This is a genomic window from Cupriavidus sp. DF5525 (genome assembly GCF_040149425.2).
GTDB classification, from domain to species: domain Bacteria; phylum Pseudomonadota; class Gammaproteobacteria; order Burkholderiales; family Burkholderiaceae; genus Cupriavidus; species Cupriavidus pickettii_A.
In genome coordinates, this window is sequence record NZ_CP168267.1 from 1,648,677 (window position 1) to 1,665,981 (window position 17,305).

Below are 17,305 nucleotides of genomic sequence, written 5' to 3' on the forward strand. Positions count from 1 at the left end.
CTTCTTGTTGTCCGTATTCAGGCGCTCAGTTCTGGCGCTCAGCTCCGCGGCTTGGGGGTGGGTAATCGTCCGCATTGGGTCCACTGAGTGGTGGAGGTCGCGCCGTCACATTAATACCCGCCAAGTACGCGCCAGGCGCATCGGGATCGACCACCCGAAGATGGATCCGGAAATCCGCCGTTGACACTCGAGGAGCGCGAACGCGCGGCCCTCGAAGGATGGATACTTGGCGTTTCGTAACACGCTCAGGGTAGGCTCTCCCAATTGCACCGTACCGCGGTTTGAGATAGTCCTAATGACCGAGGGTTCAGTCGAGTCGACGGCACATGTAATGCGTCCTCGCACCAAAGCGTCGAAGGAATTCCTTCGACAACTGCATTTCCTGTGGCATGTCGTTCAAGGCCGTAAGCGTAAAGCCGAAGCGGGCGAAGAACGTGGGATGGTCGGACGTGAGCACTGCAGCCCTGGTGCAGCCACTGGCGCGGGCACGCATCAAGATGGCCCCGAGAAGATGGGTGGCTACCTGGTGGCCTCGGTACTCACTTAGAACCGCAACGGCCTGGATGATGACTATCTCGCCATATTTTTCGCCGCAGGCGCAGCCGATTACCTTCTCACCCAGGAGACCCAGACTGTAGAGACGGGCCGACGGGTCCACATCGCTGCCAGGCAAACCGCAGGAACGGAGCACCTGTGAGATGGCTTGGATGTCTGACGCCCCGGCCGCGCGGAGTCTCATATCCTTTATCATTTTCTTTTTCTCGACTCCCGACGCACATGCAACGATGTTCTACAAGCAGTGTGTCGCAAGAGTTCGAGGCATACCATCGGCTAACGGTATGAGTGGCACCGTTTCAAACATAATGCCTGCCTTCACTATTCCGTGCGCCGTGTCCAGTGCCAGGCAATATCAAGTGATTTAATTCTGATGTGAAAATTTTTAATTTCACCTGAGGCAGTCATGCGAAGTTCTTGGTCCAGCACAAACATGGCTGAATGAGTGGCGGCTATCAGACCCCACCAGCATCCCGCCCTCGCGACTCGCTGCCCATCGCCAAAGGTAAACCCTAGCGAGGGGTTGCTTGGCGTCAGGGAGACGGCGCGATATGCTAACGGCACGAGCAGCTACCGGCAGCGAAGCTTGCACCGGGGCTCAGCGAGTCTTGACAATTTTTCTTGCATGCAAGTCTGCATGCTTTTGGCTTCGAGGATGAGATGGCAACAGGTATCGTGAAGTGGTTTAACAATGAGAAGGGCTATGGCTTTATTACGCCGGATGACGGCGGCAAAGACCTGTTCGCGCATCACTCGGAAATCCAAGGTACCGGGTTCAAGTCGCTCGAGGAAGGTGCGAAAGTAGAGTTCGAAGCCACGCAAGGCCAGAAAGGCCCACAAGCATCAAAGATTCGCAAGCTATAGGCCATCGCGGCTCCAGTAGTACAAATACAAACGCCCTTCGTCACGGCGAAGGGCTATGTTGTTTCCGGCTCGCCGCTTCCTCCGCTTCCCACTAGACCTTGGGAATAGTCGTTGGCGCTGTCCAGCGTACTTTTTAGTCACGAAGGCGATTCTTTCTCGCCTCCGTTTGGCCTCCCAGGCCGATGCAAAAGGGACCGTTCGCTTACGGCCCTCGCACCTGCCTCGCCCAACACCGTGGTTCCTCCGGATCATGCCGGCAGGGCGGCCGTCGCGGGTGCGCGAACCCGAATGAGCCGGGGCCCGCTCTATTCACCCACATTCAGTCGCTCGCAGTAAACCCGGACGCCTCGACCACAGGTCTCCATTGCGCACGCTGGTCCAGGATGAGCTTGCGCAGCGCTGCGCCGGACTGGCCGTTCATTTCCATCCCTAGCGCGGCCATCTTGTCGCGCACCACTGGGTCTTTGATCGCCTCCAACATGGCCTTCTCGATCCTGGCGACGGTGGCGGGCGGCGTTCCGGCCGGTAAAAATGCCGAATACCAGCCCGATGCGGTCTCGAAGCCCGGTGCGCCGGCCTCAGCAAGCGTCGGCACTTCCGGCAGCAGTGCGCTGCGCCGGGTACCGGTCACGCCGAGGAAGCGGATCTTGCCTGCCCGGTACAGTTCCATCTGACCCGCCACCGCATCGATGCCGAGCGGCAGCGTGCCACCGATCTCGTCGGTCAGCATCATCACGGCGCCTCGATAGGCGGTAGGCAACAGCGGCACGCCGATAGCCTTGCTGAGCGACAACACGCCGAAATGGATACTGCCGCCCAAGGTGACCAGCCCAACGCCGCCCTTGCCGGGCTCGCGCTTCACCCAGGCCAGGTATTCCTGCATGGTCCGGTATGGCTGGTTGACGCTGGTGGAAGCCACCAGCGGCACATCGGCCAGGTAGGCAACGGGAACGAAGTCCTTATCCGGGTCGTAAGGCAGGCGCTTATAGGTGAGCGGAAAGATGGTGAACGGCGGTGCCGGCGAGATCAGCACCGTCTTGCCGTCCGGCGCAGCGCGCCTGACGTTCTCCAGCGCCAGACGCGCCGAAGCCCCGGGCCGGTTCTCGACCAGGACCGGCGTGCCAAGCGATACGCGCAGCTTCTCGCCAAGCGTGCGCGCAAAAATATCCAGCGCGCCACCGGGCGCAAATCCGATAACGATGCGCGTGGGCGTCTCCGCGGTTGTAGCAGCGGTGGCATGCAAGGAGGCGCCGCCGCAGGCAAGCGCCAGCGCGGTTGCCAACCGCCTCAAGGTGGTTTGATATGGCATGGGGTGTCTCCGTGGGTGGCGTGGCGATACGTTCACGCGTGCTTCGCGGTGGTATGCGGCTCCAGCGGGTAGATCGGACGGCGCAAGTTGCGGAACGGGAACTGGCTGTAGTCCGAGCTGCAGACCCCGGGGCCGGCCACCAGGACGATCTCCTTGGCGATCGGCTCGAATCCGGCGCGAAAGTGCTGGCGCGACTTGATCAGGATGTACTTGCGGCGCGATAGATCAATGCCCGCGTGCGTGAACACGCCGCTATCGAACGGCTCCTGTGGCTTCTCGCAGACCACGACCAGCGTACCCCCAACATCCAGCACGACGGTGCGGCCCAGGCTCAGCTTCATGCCCGTGAACATCGGGCCGGTCACCTGGTAGTTGCCGTCGGTGATGCACTTTACGCAGCCCGTAAGCCGCAGCGGCGTGCCCTTGAGGCCGAGCGCCGGCATGTCGGTCTTACCACCGACATCCAGCGTGACGGTCTGGCCAACGCCCGCGGCTACCAGTTCCGCCACGGCCGCCGGATCCCAGAACGGGCCGGCGACCACCCCGTCGAGCCCCTGGCGCAGCACCTCCCTCAGCACTGTCATCTCGTCGGTCGGCCCACCCGCGCCGCAGTTGTCGCCGTGGTCGACCAGCACCACCGGCCAGTGCGCGAGCTCCCGGGCTCGAGCGACGGACGTTTGCATGGGTTCGAACGGAAAGACAAAGTCGGCGCGGCGCTCCCAGGCCATACCACAGAGTTCGTCGAGCAGGCGCTGGCCAGTGTCCATCCGGTCCCCATCAGCCACGATCACCACGGCCAGGCCCGTATGTGGAATATCGGCCAGCGGAAAGCCGCCGAACACTGAAGCATTGAGTACCTCGCCATCGCGCTCGGCCGCCATCGCGCGATCCATGATGTCCTTCATCGGTTGCGCGCGCGGGGTCTGGCGCAGCATGTGGGTAAGCATCGGCAGCGTCCGCCAAAGCAGTACCGGCTTGGCTTCGCCGCGCAGCGCCGCCATTAACGTGCGGGCCGCGCGCGCTCCGGTCTCGTAGACGTCCACGTGCGGATAGGTGCAATAGCCGGCAATCACGGTGGCGTTGCCAACCAGGGCATCGCTGAAGTTGGCGTGGAAATCCAGCGCCACCGCGATCGGCACCTGCGGGGCGACGGCGCGGATGCGCGCCAGCAGTTCACCTTCCGCATCGGGGAAGCCCTCGGCCACCATGGCACCGTGGAGGTCGAGCATGACCGCATCGCAGCCGGCGCGCACCGCCTCGACGATGGTGCCGGCCATCGACTCGAACGCCTCCGCGGTCACGATGCCGCTGGGGACGGCGTTAGCCATCAGCGGCATGACGGACTCATCGCCCTGGCGCTGCGCGATATCTATGAAGGCCGCGGCGGCGCTGTTGGTCCCCTGGCATGCACGCACCGCGTCGTCGCCATAGAGCGGGCCATCGGTGCTGCTGCCGCGGTTGAAGGCGCGCAACGGCGTGGCAATTGGCGAGAAAGTATTGGTTTCATGCCGCATCAGGGCAATGACAAAACGCATGAACAAGCTCCGGCGTAAGAATCAGTTGGCTTCGAGGTCGACCGCGCGCGCAATGGCGCCGTAGCGGGTCGTCTCCGTATGCAGGAAGCGGCGCGCCTGCGCCGGCGGGGTCAATACCGGCTCATAGGCAAGCGTCTGCAGGCGGGCGATGAAATCCGGTTCCTGCACGCTGGCCTTTACCTCTCTGTAGAGCCGCTCGATGATTGCGTCCGGCGTGCCGGCCTTGACTACCAGCGCGAGATTGGCCCGCACCTGCAGCGCGTCCGCGCCACCCGCCTTCTGCGTTTCGAGATTCGGGAGCTGGGCCACTGGCTCTGCCTGCAGCGTGGCCAGCGGCTTGGCCTTGCCGTCCTTGACGTAGGTGACGGAGGAGCCGATCACGTCGACGTGCGCATAGGTCTGGCCGCCGATCAGGTCCGACATTGCCGGGGGCGAGCCGCGGTAAGGCACGATGGTGAAGTCGAGCCGGTTGCGGCGTTTCCAGTCGGCCAGGCCGAGGTGGGCGGCACCGGCCACCGCGTTGACGCTGATCGAGACTTTGCCCGGGTTGCGCTGGATATGCGCCTTGAGTTCGGCGAGAGTCGCCTCCTTGCGATCGGCGCGAGTGATGATCCAGTGCGGCACGGTATTGACGATGGTGACCGGCACCAGGTCGGTATCGGGGTCGTAGCGCAGGCCCTTGATCGTGTGCGGATTGATGTTGAGCGTGCCGTCGCTGGCAAGCAGCAGCGTGTTGCCGTCAGGCTTATCCTTCAGCACGGACGACACGCCCGGCACGGTTGCGCCGCCGGCGATGTTCTCCACCACCACGGACTGCCCCAGCCGCTGCTCCAGCTTGCGTGCCAGGGCGCGGCCGACGATGTCGTACGAGCCGCCGGCAGGGAATGGCACCACCAGGCGCAGCGGCCGGTCCGGCCACGCGGCAGCCGCGTTGGCACCGGTAGCCGTCACCAGCAATGCGCCGGAAATCGCGCCGGCAAGCGCGCCGCGCAGCACCGCGGCAAATCCGCTCATTGTCATCATCGATATCTCTCCTCCAAGGTCTGCTTGCCTCGTGTTTACATATGGAATGGCAGGTGATGCGCCGACTATAGGGGAGCTGCATCGATACCAAAAGCGAATTTAAATATTAAATAGTTGAGCAAATGGTTAACTTGTAGAATGGGCATCTCCCCACCGCATGACCGCAACGCCATGACCTCCGCAGATCCTGCGCACACCTTGCTGAGCCGCCTCAAGCTGCGCCACTTGCGCATCATCCTGGCGCTGAGCGAAATGCAGACCGCCGCAGCCGTCGCCGCGCGCTTCCACGTCAGTCCAGCGGCAGTGTCCAAGACGCTGGCGGAGATCGAGGACATCGTCGGCATGCCCCTGTTCGAGCGCGGCCGCCGCGGCCTGCGCCTGACCGAGTCCGGCCAGGAGATGGCCGCACACGCCGGGGTCTTGCTGGCGCAGCTCGAGCGGCTGGCCGAGTCGCTGCACGCCGTGCGCACCGGCAGCAAGGGCCAGTTGCGCATCGCGTTCCGGACCATGTCCGTGCAACCCTTCCTGGCGCAGGCGATGAGCGACTTCTACCGTGACCATCCGCGCGTGGAGATCAGCGTGATCGAAGGCGGCATCGCCGACCTGACCGAGCAACTGGTCGACGGTTCGCTGGACCTGCTGTTTGCCTATGACGATCCGCGCCTGTCGCTGCGCACGCTGCGCACGGCGCCGGTGGTGGCGGCCCAGAAAGTGGTGATCGTCTGCAGCCCGGACCATCCGCTGCTGGCCCGTCGCAAAATCACTGCGCAGGAGCTGTCGATTCAGCAGTGGTGTATTCCAGCGACCGGCTCGCGCATGCTGCATCTGCTTCATACGGCATTTCATGCCCTGGGCGCCGCACCGCCGGAAGGCGGCATCCGCACCAGCGACGTGGCGGCGACGGCCAGCCTGCTGCAGGCGGGACATTTCCTCGCCGTGTTTCCCGAGCGCATCGCCGCACAGCTCACGCTCGCCAAGGTGGCAAAGGTGCTTCGCTTTGAACTGGAAAGCCACGTGGAGCCGGTGGTCGCCGTTTGGAACAGTGAACTCACGCCGCGCACGCCGGCGCGCCTGTTCCGGGATTTCGTCATGCGCCGTGCAGGCGACAGCGCCGTGAACGCGCCCGTTCCACTGCTGGCCGCGCGCGCTGTGGCCGCCGCGGGCATCGGAAAGCCCTGAGCGAGCAGCCTGGCCGCTGGCACAGCGGCTAGCTAGCGAACCGCGAGGTGCTGCCCAAATCGATCTCGACGCACCGCCGAAGCTCAGGCAGGCCGCGTTGCCGGAACGCGGGCTTCGACCTGCTGGCGCAGCGTGATATGCGCCTCCGGCAGAAGCCACGCCTGCAACGCGAAGTGCGCCGACACAAGCGCGGTTTCAGGCGAAGTACGGTTGCCCCATAGGTTCGTGTAGGCTGTGAGGTAGCCGTGCTCAACAGCAGCCGGCATCAAGTCGCGGCGCAGGAACTCGGTCTTGCCCATCCCTCGGAGAGCGAACAATCCGCGAGCTGCGGATAGCTTCAAATCGAATGCACGCAGATACGCGTTCGCCAGTTCCGGACGGGCAAAGTGCCAAAGATCTGGCAACCTCTTCTCATCAGTTCTCATGGATCCTGAGAATTCTCAAATCTCTTGAGAAGTCTTGATTCAAGTCATTCAGTTCTTCGTAAAGAACTCGTGCGGACGCGGCAGCGTGACGTTGCTGGCGCTGAACAATGCGCAGTTCGCCAAGCTCTGCCACGCGCTGGACCGTGCCGACTGGCTGGAAGACCCGCGCTTTGCCGACAATGCCGCGCGCATGGCCCACGCCGCGCTGCTGAACCAGCAGGTGACGGAGAAGATCGCCACGCGCACAACCGCGCAATGGCAGGACATCCTGAGCCGGCATGACGTGCTGCATGCCTCGGTGCGTAGCCCCTGGATGGGCTTGTGCCCGACTGCGTAGGCATGCGCATGGGTATGAGGCGTCTCCGGCCAAATTAGCTCGGAAGCGACCACCGGAATCCATCGCGTACCACCTAGCTGCCGCAGCGCCTTGATGTAGCCCGCATCAATCTGTAGCGCAACAGTCAGAAGCGGACTTCGCGGTGGCGCGGTCACGGCCGCAACCACCATCGTGCGGAAAGAAAACTCGACTATCGCTATTTTTTCCGCGAACGTTTTTGCGCGGGTCGGCCGTAGGAGGCAACCAACAAATCGTGGAATGCCTGTGCGGCAGGCGCCAGCGGCCGGCCACGAAGCCTCGTGATACCTATGGTGCGAACAATCTCTGGCTCGACCAGCGGGACGCCGACCAAACCGGCCGGATGGTTGCCAGGCACCGCGTAAGCGGGCACGGCGCCGATACCAATGCCCGCTTCGATCAGGCTCACCAGCGCCGGTACATGGCGGACTTCGCAGGTCCACGCCGGCCGCGCTGCGATGGCCGATAAGCCCTGATCGATCAGCATGCGATTGCCGCTGCCCGGCGCAAGCGTCACGCATTCATACTCGGCCAGCTCGGCCCAGGTGACCTGACGCCTCTGCGCCAGAGGATGGTCCGGCCGGCACGCCAGGACGAATGGCTCCTCAAGCAGCGGCTCGAACTCCAGATCCGGCTCCTGTGTTCCCAGGTAACTGACGCCAAAGTCCGCCTCCGAGCGCCCCACGGCCAGCAGGATCTCGGAGGCGGTCTCGTCCAGCAATCGGACGTGGATACGCGGGTACGCATGGTGAAACTTCCTGACGACATCCGCCAAAAAATTACCGATGGCGGAAGGAATGCAGGCCACGGAAACCTGTCCACGAAGGCGGTCAGACAAGTCAGTCATGCCAAGCAACGCGCTCTCAAGCTCGTTCAGGACGTGCCGGGCCTTGGGGATAAAGTTTCTGCCCATGGCGTTGAGCTCCACCTTGCGCGTGGTGCGCTCAAGCAAGCGAAACCCCAGCGCTTGCTCCAGCTTGTCCACCCTGCGTGAGAGTGCCGGCTGGGAAATATGCAGCGTCGCCGAGGCCGCCCAGAAGCTGCCAAGGTCCGCAACAGTCACAAATGCACGCAAGTCTGCGAGATCAAAATTCATTCGATTTCGGCATCAATCGATAGGATATTTGCACTTTACAGCAAATTCCGTCCGCCCGATCATTGCCGCTCAGGCAGGCGTGCGGCCCGTCGGAATACCCGCGCTGCCACGCTACCCGTGGAAGCGATGCATGGCCGGCACGCAACCAAAATAACGGAGACACACGCATGTCCATATCCATTCGCGGTGCGCTGGCCGCGCTGGCGGCATTCCCGCTGCTGGCGGGGGCCGAGCCCGCCTACCCTTCCCGGCCGATTACACTGGTCGTCCCATTCGCGGCAGGCGGCGGCACCGACAGCATCGCGCGTGACATCGCAAAGAACATGTCGGATCGCCTTCACCAGCCGGTGGTCATCGATAACCGTGGCGGCGCTGGCGGTGCGCTGGGTGCTGACATCGTGGCCAAGGCCAAACCGGACGGCTACACGCTGCTGTTCGCCACGTCGACCTTCGCCACCAACGCTGCCGTCGAAGCCAGGCTCCCATATGACCCGGTCAAGTCCTTCACCCCGGTCGCCATGATCGGCCGCGGGCCGCTACTGGTCGTGACCTCCAAACAACTTGGCGTGCAGAACGTAACGCAGTTGATTTCGGCTGCGAAGGCACGACCCGATGGCCTGAATTTCTGCTCGGCTGGCAATGGCAGCATTAACCACCTGGCAGGCGAAATGTTCCGTCAGAAGGCCAGCCTTACGATGACGCATGTGCCCTTCAAGGGCAGTGGTCCGGCCACGGTCGAATTGCTGGCCGGACGCATCGATCTTTTCTTCGCCACCGTGCCGACCATCCTGCCCTACGTACGGGGTGGCAAGGTGTCAGTGCTGGCGGTCACCAGCACGAAGCGCTCGCCGCTGTTCCCCAATGTGCCGACGATCGCCGAGGCTGGCGTCCCGGGTCTCGACATCACCACCTGGTGGGGCGTGCTCGCGCCAGCCCGAACACCGGCACCGGTCATCGACGCACTCAATCGCGCGGTCAATGAAGCCGCCGCTGCCGATCCGGTCAAGGCCCGACTGGTGCAGGAAGGCGCCGATTCTGTCCGGCTCACGCCAGCCGCCTTCGGTCAGGAGTTGAACAAGGAACTCGCGTTGTGGCGCGGCGTGGCAAGCCACCCGGGCATCCAATTGCAGTGACGGGGCTCCCCGCTTCGGTTCGATCAAGGAGACATGGATTGGAAACGGCCACCACAGACGCCCGGGCGCTCACGGACCGCCGGCGACTCCTGCGCGCGGGCGTTGCTGCGGCAGCCTGCGGCATCCTCGGCAACGCGTGGGCAAGCAAGGACTATCCGGCAAAGCCCATCACCGTCATCGTGCCCTATGCCCCGGGCGGGCAAGGCGATGTCTTTGCCCGGCTGATCGGTGAACGACTCTCCCGGGTACTAGGGCAACCGGTAGTTGTCGACAACCGGCCCGGCGCAAGCGGGGCACTGGGTAGCCGGCTCGTGGCCAGGACGCGGGGCGACGGCTATACGCTGCTGTTGGGGCAAACCGGTGAGATTGCGATCAACGGATCCGCGATGAAAGCGCCCGGCTATGACACGCTGAAGGACTTCCGGGCTGTAGCCCTGGTGGGCAACGCCCCGCTGGTGCTGGCCGCACCCGCAGGCGCGCCTTTCAGCAGCCTGGGCGAGTTGCTGCAGACGGCGCGCAGCAAACCAGGCAGCGTGTCCTACGCGTCGTCTGGCACGGCCACGCCGGGCCACCTCGCAGCAGCCGCCCTGGCAATCGGAACCCGGACTCAGATGGTCCATATTCCGTACAAGGGTGCCGGACAGGCAATCACGGACCTGATGGGCGGGCAGGTGCAGTTCTTCTTTTCCAGCGCCTCCGCCATCATGCCTCACCTCAAGGGTGGCAAGCTCAAGCCACTGGCCGTATCCACGCCCCGCCGGGTGCCAGCGCTGCCCCAAGTGCCTACGGTCGCGGAACTGGCCTTGCCGGGCTTCGATTTCAGTCTCTGGGGTGGCTACTTTGCGCCACGCGAAACGCCCGAGGCCATCGTCACGCTGCTCAATGCCGAGATCAACAGGATCATTGCCGAGCCCGCGATCCGCACGCGCTTCGAGGCGGACGGCAGCGCCGTCGAGCCCGTCACGCCAGCGCGATTCGATGCGTTCGTGCGCGCCGAACGCCAAAAGTTCGCGCAACTCGTCAAGGCAGCGGGTGCTTACGTCGAATGACCGTGCCCGCGTATCGCTTTGCCCCTTCCCCTCGCACAATCAAGGACCAAACATGAAAATCGTCGTGCTTCCCGGTGATGGCATCGGCCCCGAAACGATGGCTGCCACGCTCGAGGTGCTGCGAGCCGTATCGTCGCGCTTCCGGCTCGACCTTGAATTCGACCTGGACGTAGCCGGCCATGAGAGCCTGCGCCGACACGGGGCCACCGTGACGCCGGCCTTGCTGCAGAAAGTGAAGTCCGCCGATGGCCTGATGCTCGGACCGATGGCCACCTATGACTTCAAGGATGAAGCCAAGGGCGAGATCAATCCCTCGAAATTCTTCCGCAAGGAACTGGACCTGTACGCCAATATCAGGCCATCCCGCACCTATCCGGGCCTGCAGCACCGGGCTGGCGAGTTCGACCTCGTCGTCGTGCGCGAGAATACCGAGGGTTTCTATGCCGACCGCAATATCGAGTCCGGCGGAAGCGAGATGCTGATCACGCCGGATGTTGTCGTCTCGTTGCGTCGCATTACGCGCCAATGCTGCGAGCGCATTGCGCGCTCAGCGTTCGAGCTGGCCATGACACGCCGCAGGCATGTCAGCATCGTGCACAAGGCCAATGTGCTGAAAATCGGCGATGGCATGTTCATCGACATCTGCCACCAGGTGGCGCGCGAATTCCCGGAAGTACAGGTCGACGACTTCATTGTCGACGCAATGATGGCACATGTGGTGCGCGCCCCGCAGCGATTCGACGTCATCGTCACGACCAACATGTTCGGCGACATCCTGTCCGACCTGACCGCTGAATTGTCCGGCAGCCTGGGCCTGGGCGGCTCGCTGAACGCCGGCAAGGACCATGCAATGGGCCAGGCGGCACACGGATCGGCGCCGGACATTGCCGGCCAGGACATTGCCAATCCTTTCTCGCTGATCGTGTCCGCCGGACAACTGCTTGGCTGGCATGGCCAGCGCAGAAACCTGCCTGCCTTCCTGGCTGCTGCGCGCGCCATCGACGAAGCGATCATCGCCGCGATCCAGGCGGGCGAGGCCACGCGCGACGTCGGTGGCCGCCTGGGCACCGCTGAAACGGGCCGCGCCTTCGCCCGACGCCTGCTGGAAGGGTGACGACATGCGCGACGTTCCTGAGCTACCGGCAGGCGCCTGGGACTGCCACACCCACGTCATCGGCGCGCGCACCGACTATCCCATGATCCCGGAGCGGCACTATACGCCAGGACCGGCATCGCATGAGGACCTGCTTGCCCACCTGTCGCGGCAGGGTCTGCAACGCGTAGTGATCGTGCAGCCCAGCGTCTATGGCACGGACAACCGATGCATGCTCGACAGCCTCGACCGCCTCCAGGGCGCGGGCCGCGGTGTGGCTGTGCTGGACGAGGACGTGGACAACAAGACGTTGCGCGAAATGCACGCACGCGGCGTGCGTGGGCTGCGCCTCAACCTGGAAAGCAGCGGCCTGCGCGACGTCGGCGCCGCGCAGGCGGCGCTCGCACGCCGGGCCGACCGCATCGCCATGCTCGGCTGGCACCTGCAGCTCTATGCCAGCCTGGATGTCATCGTGGCCATGGCTGGCCACCTCGCGAATCTGCCCGTTCCGGTCGTGCTGGACCATTTCGCCATGGTGCCAACCACACTGGCCCATGACGACACGCGCGCGATCGCCTTGCAGCCGCTGCTGCGCTCCGGCAACGTCTACATCAAACTCTCCGCGCCATACCGGCTCGCGTCTGCAGGCATGCCGCCAGACGACGCGGCCAGCGCGTGGGCTGCGACATTCCTGCGAACTGCGCCGCGACACGTGCTGTGGGGCAGCGACTGGCCCCACACCGCACGGGATCCGGGCAAGGCAAGGCACGACGTCTCCGCCTACCGAACGCTACCAGAGGCAGCGCTCGCGCGCTCCATCCCGGACTGGCTTCCCTCGCAGGAGCTCAAGCAGCAGGTCCTGGTGGAGAACCCAGCTCGCCTCTACGCGCCTTGAAGAGAAAGTGGTGAAGATTGGCAAGCGCCGGTGTGAGACGGACGTGAACCGGGCACTGCGTTGCGAAAAAGGCCGACGAGCGGTATCCCCCAGCTCGTCGGTTGAGGACAGCTCGCCTCTCTGCTGCAAGGGTGCAGATAGGCCCCACCGGGGAGCAAATGGAGAGTCAGCGGAGTGAGAAGCGCTCCGCCTTGCACCATAGAGACCGGACAAGTATCAGACAGCGAGTGAAATCGCGTGCGTTTGTCCGTTTACCGCATATTCGCCGTCAACCGACCCGCGCCACTGCATGAGCGAGCCGTGACACGCCATCGCCAATCTGCGCGGGGTCGGCGCCAGCGAACGACAGCCGGAATGTGGGCCGTGCGCGCCGCTCGGCATAGAATCCGGCGCCCGGGACGAACAGCACCTTCTCGGCAATCGCGAGCGGCAGCAGCGTGGCCGCGTCATCAATGCCGTCGATGGACGCCCACAGGAACATGCCTCCCCCCGGCTCGGCAAACCGGATGCGCGCGCCGAACACCTCACGCAGCGCCCGCGCCAACCGGTCGCGCTTGTCGCGATAGACGGCCACCTCGCGCGCGACCTGCGCGGGCAGCCCGCCTGCCTCCAGATAGTACGCGGCGGTCAGCTGGATCCACGGCGGCGTGCACAGGTCCGACACCTGCTTGGCAATGACCGCACGGCGCACGATCTCCGGCGCCGCTACCATCCAGCCGAGCCGCAGCCCGGGTGCCAGCGTCTTCGACAGGCTTGCCAGATGCACGAGCCATGGGCGCGCGTCGGGCACCTGTGTGCACAGGGCGAGCAGCGAGGGCGGCGGCGCGCCGTCGAAGCTCAGCGCGCCGTAGGGATCGTCCTCGACCAGCACCACGCGATGCCGCGCCACCAGTTCCAGCAGCCGCAAGCGGCGCGCGGGCGAAAGCGTCGTGCCGGTCGGGTTGGCGAAAGTCGGCACCGTGTAGATCAGGCGCGGACGCACCGTCGGGTCGGCGAGCATGGCCTCCAGGGCGTCCACGTCCATGCCGTCATGATCGGACGGCACGCCGCGCACATCGGCCCCGGCCAGCCGCAGCGCCTGCAGCGTCGCCGAATAGGTCGGCTCTTCGACCAGCACCATGCTGCCGGGCTCGACCAACGCTCGCACGAGAAAGTCGAAACCCTGTTGCGAGCCGCTGGTGACGAGCAACTCATCCTGCGCCACGACAGCTCCGCGCCCGGCCATCAGCGCCGCCAGCGCGCGGCGCAGCGAGGGCGTCCCCTCCGTCGCGCCGTACTGCAGGCACTCGGCGGGACGTTCGCGCAGCGCCTGTGCGGACGCGGCGCCGATACCCTCCGCATCGAACAGTGCGGCGGACGGATAGCCGCCCGCGAACGAGATCATCTGTGGGTCGGACAGGTACTTGAACAGCTCCCGGATCGGCGAGCCCTCCGGCTCGCGCAGTGCGGAAACGAATGGATAGTGGACTGTCATGGCGCGCTCGTCTTTAGCAGGCCGCGGCGGTCATCTTGAAGATGCCCTGCGCGTTGCCCGCGTCGAAGCCCAGGTCGGTGCGCGTGACGGCCTGCGCCTCGTCCACATAGCGGTCGCGCGTGATGAACTCGTAGAACGAGCCCGGCACCTCGCGCACGACCTCGGCGCCGTCCGCGCCGACGAACGCGCGCCGCACGGGATCGGCGCGGAACGCAGTCTGGCGCACGCGACCGCTCTGTGAAACCTCTACCTTCTCCTTCATCGGGCGGCCAATGCGCTTCTGCTGATCGGCGAGCGCGAACACATCTTCGACGCGGTCGGTGGCATGGTTGAACGCGTTGCCTTCGGTGGCGAGCCACGCCATCTCGGCCGACTCGGCCAGCAGGCGCTCATAGTCTTCCAGCCGCGGCGTCGCGTGCTGGCGCTCGAAACAGCGTGCGAGCACGCCGATCAGCTTCCCCGCGTCATCCAGCGGCAGCGCGCCGTCACGTTCGAGTTCCCACAGCAGCGCCTGCGCTCTGGGCGTCAGCGGATCGGCAGAGGTGCCGGTCACGCGACTGACGGCCTGCCGGAAGCCCTCGCTGTAGCGCTCCGGGTGGAACTCGCTGACGAAGAACTGCGCGATCTCCTCCGGAGCATCTTCATGCGCATAGGAGCGGCCCGTCATGCCGATACGGTCAAGTGGATAGGTACCGTTGAGCCGGTAGCCGAGCGGGCGCAGGATGCGCGTGAAGGCGGCCTCGCCGGCAGGCAGTGCACCGTTGTCCTGCCAGCGTACGGTGCGAAGCGCGCCATGGTCGAAGTGCACCTTGCCGCCGGCGGCAGCCACGTCTTCGGTATAGGCCTTTCCGGTCGGCACGCGCTCGAGGATGCCGGCGAACAGCACCAGGTTCAGCGCATGGGCAATCTCGGCGCGCGCGGGGCGGCCGGGCTCGCCGGCAGGCAGCCGCGTGGGCGTCGCGACCAGATGCGTGAGGCGCTCGGCGGCCTCTGCGCCGAGGTTGATGGAAACGAGACGGGTGACGTTGGAGCTCATGATGGGATGCAACCTGGAAACAAATGGGAAAATTGTGGCGGCCTTCAGTCCACCGCGGCACCGGACAGGCGGACGATCTCGCCCCACGTCTGACGGTCCTTCTTCAGCACGTCGGCGAAGGCCTCGGGCGTGCTCGGCGCGGGCTCCGCACCGAGGTCGCGCATCTTGGCCTGCACGGCGGGTTCGCCGAGCACGCGCGTGAGGTCCTGGCTGATCTTTTGCGCCACCGCGGCGGGTGTGCCGCGTGGCGCGAGCAGGCCGAACCACGGGCTCGCATCGAAACCCGGCACCGGGCCTGCGGCGGCGACCGTCGGTACATTGGGCAGAGCCGACGAGCGGGCCGGCGTGGTCACCGCCAATGGCTTGAGCTTGCCCGAGCGGATGAACGGCAGCGATGCCGGCAGGTTGTCGAACATCACATCGACGCTGCCGCCCATCAGGTCGGCGATGGCCGGGCTGCTGCCCTTGTAGGCCACATGGCTCATCTCGGTGGACGTCATGCGCTGGAACAGTTCGCCCGCGAGGTGCGTGGAGGTGCCGTTGCCGGCCGAAGCCATGTTCACGCGCTTCGGGTTGGCTTTCAGGTAGGCGATGAACTCGGCCAGCGTCTGCACCCGGGCGCGCTCCGCGAAGGCGGGCGACAGCACGACCACGTTGGGTACCCGCGCGACCATCGTGACGGGCACGAAGTCGGCCGCCGCGTCATAGGGCAGCTTCTTGTACAGCGTGGGGTTGATGCCGAATTCGCCCACCGAGCCCATCAGCAGGGTGTAGCCGTCCGCCGGGGACTTGGCGGCCGTGCCGGTGCCAACGATACCGCCGGCGCCGGGCCGGTTGTCAACGATCACCGACTGCTTCCATTGCGCGGTGAGTTGCTCGCCGATCAGCCGCGCCACCATATCGGTGGTGCCGCCCGGCGGATACGGCACGATGATGCGCACCGGCTTGGTCGGGAATTCCTGGGCGCCGGCGATGCCGGGCATCGTCATGCCGAATGCGAGGCCGCTGGCGGCGAGGACGCTGAACAAGCGCTTCATGTTGTCTACCTGTCTTCTGGTTGTTGTTCGTTATTGGCGTGCCGCGAGGGGGCGGCGGGACAAGGTCGCATCATTTCTCATCAAGTCGAGGCTTTCAAGCGAGATTTCGGTATAGGATGATGACTTTTAGTCATCAACTCCGCCTCCCCCCATGCGGCAACGCCTTCCGAGCCTCTCCAGCCTGCGCGCCTTCGAGTCCGCCGCGCTGCACCTGAATCTGCGCCGCGCGGCAGCGGACCTGTTCATCACCGAAAGCGCGGTGTCGCGCCAGATCGCGTCGCTGGAAAGCCTGCTCGGGGTGCAGCTCTTTCACCGCGCCAATCAGCGCATCACGCTGACGGCGGCCGGCGCGCTCTATAGCGGCCAGGTGCGCGAGATGCTGCGCAAGCTGCAGCGCGACACGCTGGACATCATGGCGCACGAGGGCGCGGGCGGCACCGTCGAACTGGCCTGCGTGCCGACGCTGGCCGTCGAGTGGCTGATCCCACGGCTGCCGGATTTCTACGCGCGCCACCCCAAGGTGGTCATCAACATTAGCGCGCAGTCGGACGTGTTCCTGTTTGACGGCACGCCCTACGACGCGGCGATCCACTTCGGCGAGGCGGTCTATCCCGGTGCGCGCGCGGACCCGCTGTTCGGCGAGGAATCGGTGGCCATCTGCCATCCGGACTTCTTCAGCGGCAGGAAGCGGATCGGCGCGCATGACATCGCGCGTGCGCCGCTGCTGCACCTCGCCACGCGCAGTTTCGGCTGGAAGCAGTGGATGGAGGCTGCCGGCATCGACGACGTCAACGCGATGCGCGGCGCGCGCTACGACCACCACAGCATGGTCATCGCCGCCGCGCGCGCCGGGCTCGGCATTGGCCTCGTGCCGCGTTTCCTCGTCGAGGAATACCTCGCGAGCCGGCAGTTGGTGATACCCGTCGCCCGCGCGCTGCGGGCCACGAGCGCCTACTACCTGGTTTCGCCCGACACGCGGCCGATGAGCGACGCGATGCAACGGCTACGCGACTGGCTGCTGGAGGCTGCGGGGGAGTTTGCCGGGCAATCCACCCAGGATTAGCCTCCACAAGACTTATAAGCTGCAGTGTCGATGCGCTTTATGGCGAGGCGGACGGGGCGTGGTGTTGAGGATCGCTTCGCTAACGAAGACCACCAATTCTCTTCTGGGTAACGCCACATCGGAATGAGATTGGCCTGACGTCACGCTTCCCGCCGGCCGTGGCCGTCACATACCGACAGCCAGC

The 17,305-nt window shown here is 65.0% G+C and carries 17 protein-coding genes; 8 read left to right on the forward strand and 9 right to left on the reverse strand.

The features are described from left to right. Positions 1 to 307: 307 nt before the first annotated feature. On the reverse strand, positions 308 to 739 hold the full coding sequence (locus ABNX08_RS42180; RefSeq protein ID WP_349606828.1) for a GNAT family N-acetyltransferase: 432 nt from the start codon (positions 737 to 739) through the stop codon (positions 308 to 310). A 476-nt stretch (positions 740 to 1,215) separates the two neighbouring features. On the opposite strand from ABNX08_RS42180, the gene ABNX08_RS42185 reads away from it, so the two are divergent. Further along, a complete protein-coding gene (locus tag ABNX08_RS42185) occupies positions 1,216 to 1,419 on the forward strand; it encodes a cold-shock protein (protein ID WP_022540476.1) in 204 nt (67 codons plus the stop codon). A 319-nt stretch (positions 1,420 to 1,738) separates the two neighbouring features. On the opposite strand, the gene ABNX08_RS42190 is transcribed toward ABNX08_RS42185, so the two are convergent. From ABNX08_RS42190 to ABNX08_RS42200, 3 genes are read right to left on the reverse strand one after another with little or no spacing between them, the layout of a single operon-like run. After that, the gene (locus ABNX08_RS42190; RefSeq protein WP_349606826.1) at positions 1,739 to 2,728 is read right to left on the reverse strand and encodes a tripartite tricarboxylate transporter substrate-binding protein; all 990 of its coding nucleotides are present in this window, start codon (positions 2,726 to 2,728) and stop codon (positions 1,739 to 1,741) included. A 32-nt stretch (positions 2,729 to 2,760) separates the two neighbouring features. Next, positions 2,761 to 4,263 (reverse strand): M81 family metallopeptidase, encoded by a 1,503-nt coding sequence (locus tag ABNX08_RS42195; protein ID WP_349606824.1) that lies wholly within the window; start codon positions 4,261 to 4,263, stop codon positions 2,761 to 2,763. Between the two features lie 21 nt (positions 4,264 to 4,284). Beyond that, a complete protein-coding gene (locus ABNX08_RS42200) occupies positions 4,285 to 5,286 on the reverse strand; it encodes a tripartite tricarboxylate transporter substrate binding protein (protein ID WP_349606822.1) in 1,002 nt (333 codons plus the stop codon). 171 nt (positions 5,287 to 5,457) lie between these two features. Between ABNX08_RS42200 and ABNX08_RS42205 the strand changes: the two genes are divergently transcribed. After that, a complete protein-coding gene (locus ABNX08_RS42205) occupies positions 5,458 to 6,465 on the forward strand; it encodes a LysR family transcriptional regulator (protein WP_349606820.1) in 1,008 nt (335 codons plus the stop codon). An 83-nt stretch (positions 6,466 to 6,548) separates the two neighbouring features. Here the strand turns inward: ABNX08_RS42205 and ABNX08_RS42210 are convergent, their stop codons facing one another. Continuing rightward, on the reverse strand, positions 6,549 to 6,890 hold the full coding sequence (locus ABNX08_RS42210) for a hypothetical protein (protein ID WP_022540481.1): 342 nt from the start codon (positions 6,888 to 6,890) through the stop codon (positions 6,549 to 6,551). A 34-nt stretch (positions 6,891 to 6,924) separates the two neighbouring features. On the opposite strand from ABNX08_RS42210, the gene ABNX08_RS42215 reads away from it, so the two are divergent. Further along, positions 6,925 to 7,227, forward strand: coding sequence for a CoA transferase (locus ABNX08_RS42215; protein WP_374063772.1), 303 nt, complete (start codon positions 6,925 to 6,927; stop codon positions 7,225 to 7,227). A gap of 196 nt (positions 7,228 to 7,423) precedes the next feature. Here the strand turns inward: ABNX08_RS42215 and ABNX08_RS42220 are convergent, their stop codons facing one another. Then, positions 7,424 to 8,341: a LysR family transcriptional regulator gene (locus ABNX08_RS42220; RefSeq protein WP_349606817.1), complete on the reverse strand. Its 918-nt coding sequence runs from the start codon at positions 8,339 to 8,341 to the stop codon at positions 7,424 to 7,426. A gap of 167 nt (positions 8,342 to 8,508) precedes the next feature. Between ABNX08_RS42220 and ABNX08_RS42225 the strand changes: the two genes are divergently transcribed. The 4 genes from ABNX08_RS42225 to ABNX08_RS42240 are packed head-to-tail and all read left to right on the forward strand — an operon-like array spanning position 8,509 to position 12,511. Next, on the forward strand, positions 8,509 to 9,474 hold the full coding sequence (locus ABNX08_RS42225) for a tripartite tricarboxylate transporter substrate binding protein (RefSeq protein WP_349606814.1): 966 nt from the start codon (positions 8,509 to 8,511) through the stop codon (positions 9,472 to 9,474). A 38-nt stretch (positions 9,475 to 9,512) separates the two neighbouring features. Next, positions 9,513 to 10,523 (forward strand): tripartite tricarboxylate transporter substrate binding protein, encoded by a 1,011-nt coding sequence (locus ABNX08_RS42230; protein WP_349606812.1) that lies wholly within the window; start codon positions 9,513 to 9,515, stop codon positions 10,521 to 10,523. 52 nt (positions 10,524 to 10,575) lie between these two features. Next, positions 10,576 to 11,637: an isocitrate/isopropylmalate family dehydrogenase gene (locus ABNX08_RS42235; RefSeq protein WP_349606810.1), complete on the forward strand. Its 1,062-nt coding sequence runs from the start codon at positions 10,576 to 10,578 to the stop codon at positions 11,635 to 11,637. Positions 11,638 to 11,641: 4 nt separating this feature from the next. Beyond that, on the forward strand, positions 11,642 to 12,511 hold the full coding sequence (locus ABNX08_RS42240) for an amidohydrolase family protein (RefSeq protein ID WP_349606808.1): 870 nt from the start codon (positions 11,642 to 11,644) through the stop codon (positions 12,509 to 12,511). A gap of 268 nt (positions 12,512 to 12,779) precedes the next feature. Here the strand turns inward: ABNX08_RS42240 and ABNX08_RS42245 are convergent, their stop codons facing one another. Genes ABNX08_RS42245 through ABNX08_RS42255 form a run of 3 tightly spaced genes read right to left on the reverse strand, consistent with a single transcriptional unit; the run spans position 12,780 to position 16,058 of the window. Then, the gene (locus ABNX08_RS42245; RefSeq protein ID WP_349606806.1) at positions 12,780 to 13,985 is read right to left on the reverse strand and encodes a PLP-dependent aminotransferase family protein; all 1,206 of its coding nucleotides are present in this window, start codon (positions 13,983 to 13,985) and stop codon (positions 12,780 to 12,782) included. A 13-nt stretch (positions 13,986 to 13,998) separates the two neighbouring features. Continuing rightward, positions 13,999 to 15,021, reverse strand: a complete 1,023-nt coding sequence (locus ABNX08_RS42250) for a DUF1338 domain-containing protein (protein WP_349606804.1) — start codon at positions 15,019 to 15,021, stop codon at positions 13,999 to 14,001. A 44-nt stretch (positions 15,022 to 15,065) separates the two neighbouring features. Next, complete coding sequence (locus ABNX08_RS42255; RefSeq protein ID WP_349606802.1) at positions 15,066 to 16,058, reverse strand: tripartite tricarboxylate transporter substrate binding protein; 993 nt, start codon at positions 16,056 to 16,058, stop codon at positions 15,066 to 15,068. Between the two features lie 151 nt (positions 16,059 to 16,209). Between ABNX08_RS42255 and ABNX08_RS42260 the strand changes: the two genes are divergently transcribed. After that, positions 16,210 to 17,121 (forward strand): LysR substrate-binding domain-containing protein, encoded by a 912-nt coding sequence (locus ABNX08_RS42260; RefSeq protein WP_349606800.1) that lies wholly within the window; start codon positions 16,210 to 16,212, stop codon positions 17,119 to 17,121. Positions 17,122 to 17,305 lie beyond the last annotated feature (184 nt).

Coding starts and splice junctions, on each gene's coding strand:
- ABNX08_RS42180 (WP_349606828.1), bottom strand. CDS start 739: ATGAGACTCCGCGCGGCCGGGGCGTCAGACATCCAAGCCATCTCACAG.
- ABNX08_RS42185 (WP_022540476.1), top strand. CDS start 1,216: ATGGCAACAGGTATCGTGAAGTGGTTTAACAATGAGAAGGGCTATGGC.
- ABNX08_RS42190 (WP_349606826.1), bottom strand. CDS start 2,728: ATGCCATATCAAACCACCTTGAGGCGGTTGGCAACCGCGCTGGCGCTT.
- ABNX08_RS42195 (WP_349606824.1), bottom strand. CDS start 4,263: ATGCGTTTTGTCATTGCCCTGATGCGGCATGAAACCAATACTTTCTCG.
- ABNX08_RS42200 (WP_349606822.1), bottom strand. CDS start 5,286: ATGATGACAATGAGCGGATTTGCCGCGGTGCTGCGCGGCGCGCTTGCC.
- ABNX08_RS42205 (WP_349606820.1), top strand. CDS start 5,458: ATGACCTCCGCAGATCCTGCGCACACCTTGCTGAGCCGCCTCAAGCTG.
- ABNX08_RS42210 (WP_022540481.1), bottom strand. CDS start 6,890: ATGAGAACTGATGAGAAGAGGTTGCCAGATCTTTGGCACTTTGCCCGT.
- ABNX08_RS42220 (WP_349606817.1), bottom strand. CDS start 8,341: ATGAATTTTGATCTCGCAGACTTGCGTGCATTTGTGACTGTTGCGGAC.
- ABNX08_RS42225 (WP_349606814.1), top strand. CDS start 8,509: ATGTCCATATCCATTCGCGGTGCGCTGGCCGCGCTGGCGGCATTCCCG.
- ABNX08_RS42235 (WP_349606810.1), top strand. CDS start 10,576: ATGAAAATCGTCGTGCTTCCCGGTGATGGCATCGGCCCCGAAACGATG.
- ABNX08_RS42240 (WP_349606808.1), top strand. CDS start 11,642: ATGCGCGACGTTCCTGAGCTACCGGCAGGCGCCTGGGACTGCCACACC.
- ABNX08_RS42245 (WP_349606806.1), bottom strand. CDS start 13,985: ATGACAGTCCACTATCCATTCGTTTCCGCACTGCGCGAGCCGGAGGGC.
- ABNX08_RS42250 (WP_349606804.1), bottom strand. CDS start 15,021: ATGAGCTCCAACGTCACCCGTCTCGTTTCCATCAACCTCGGCGCAGAG.
- ABNX08_RS42255 (WP_349606802.1), bottom strand. CDS start 16,058: ATGAAGCGCTTGTTCAGCGTCCTCGCCGCCAGCGGCCTCGCATTCGGC.
- ABNX08_RS42260 (WP_349606800.1), top strand. CDS start 16,210: ATGCGGCAACGCCTTCCGAGCCTCTCCAGCCTGCGCGCCTTCGAGTCC.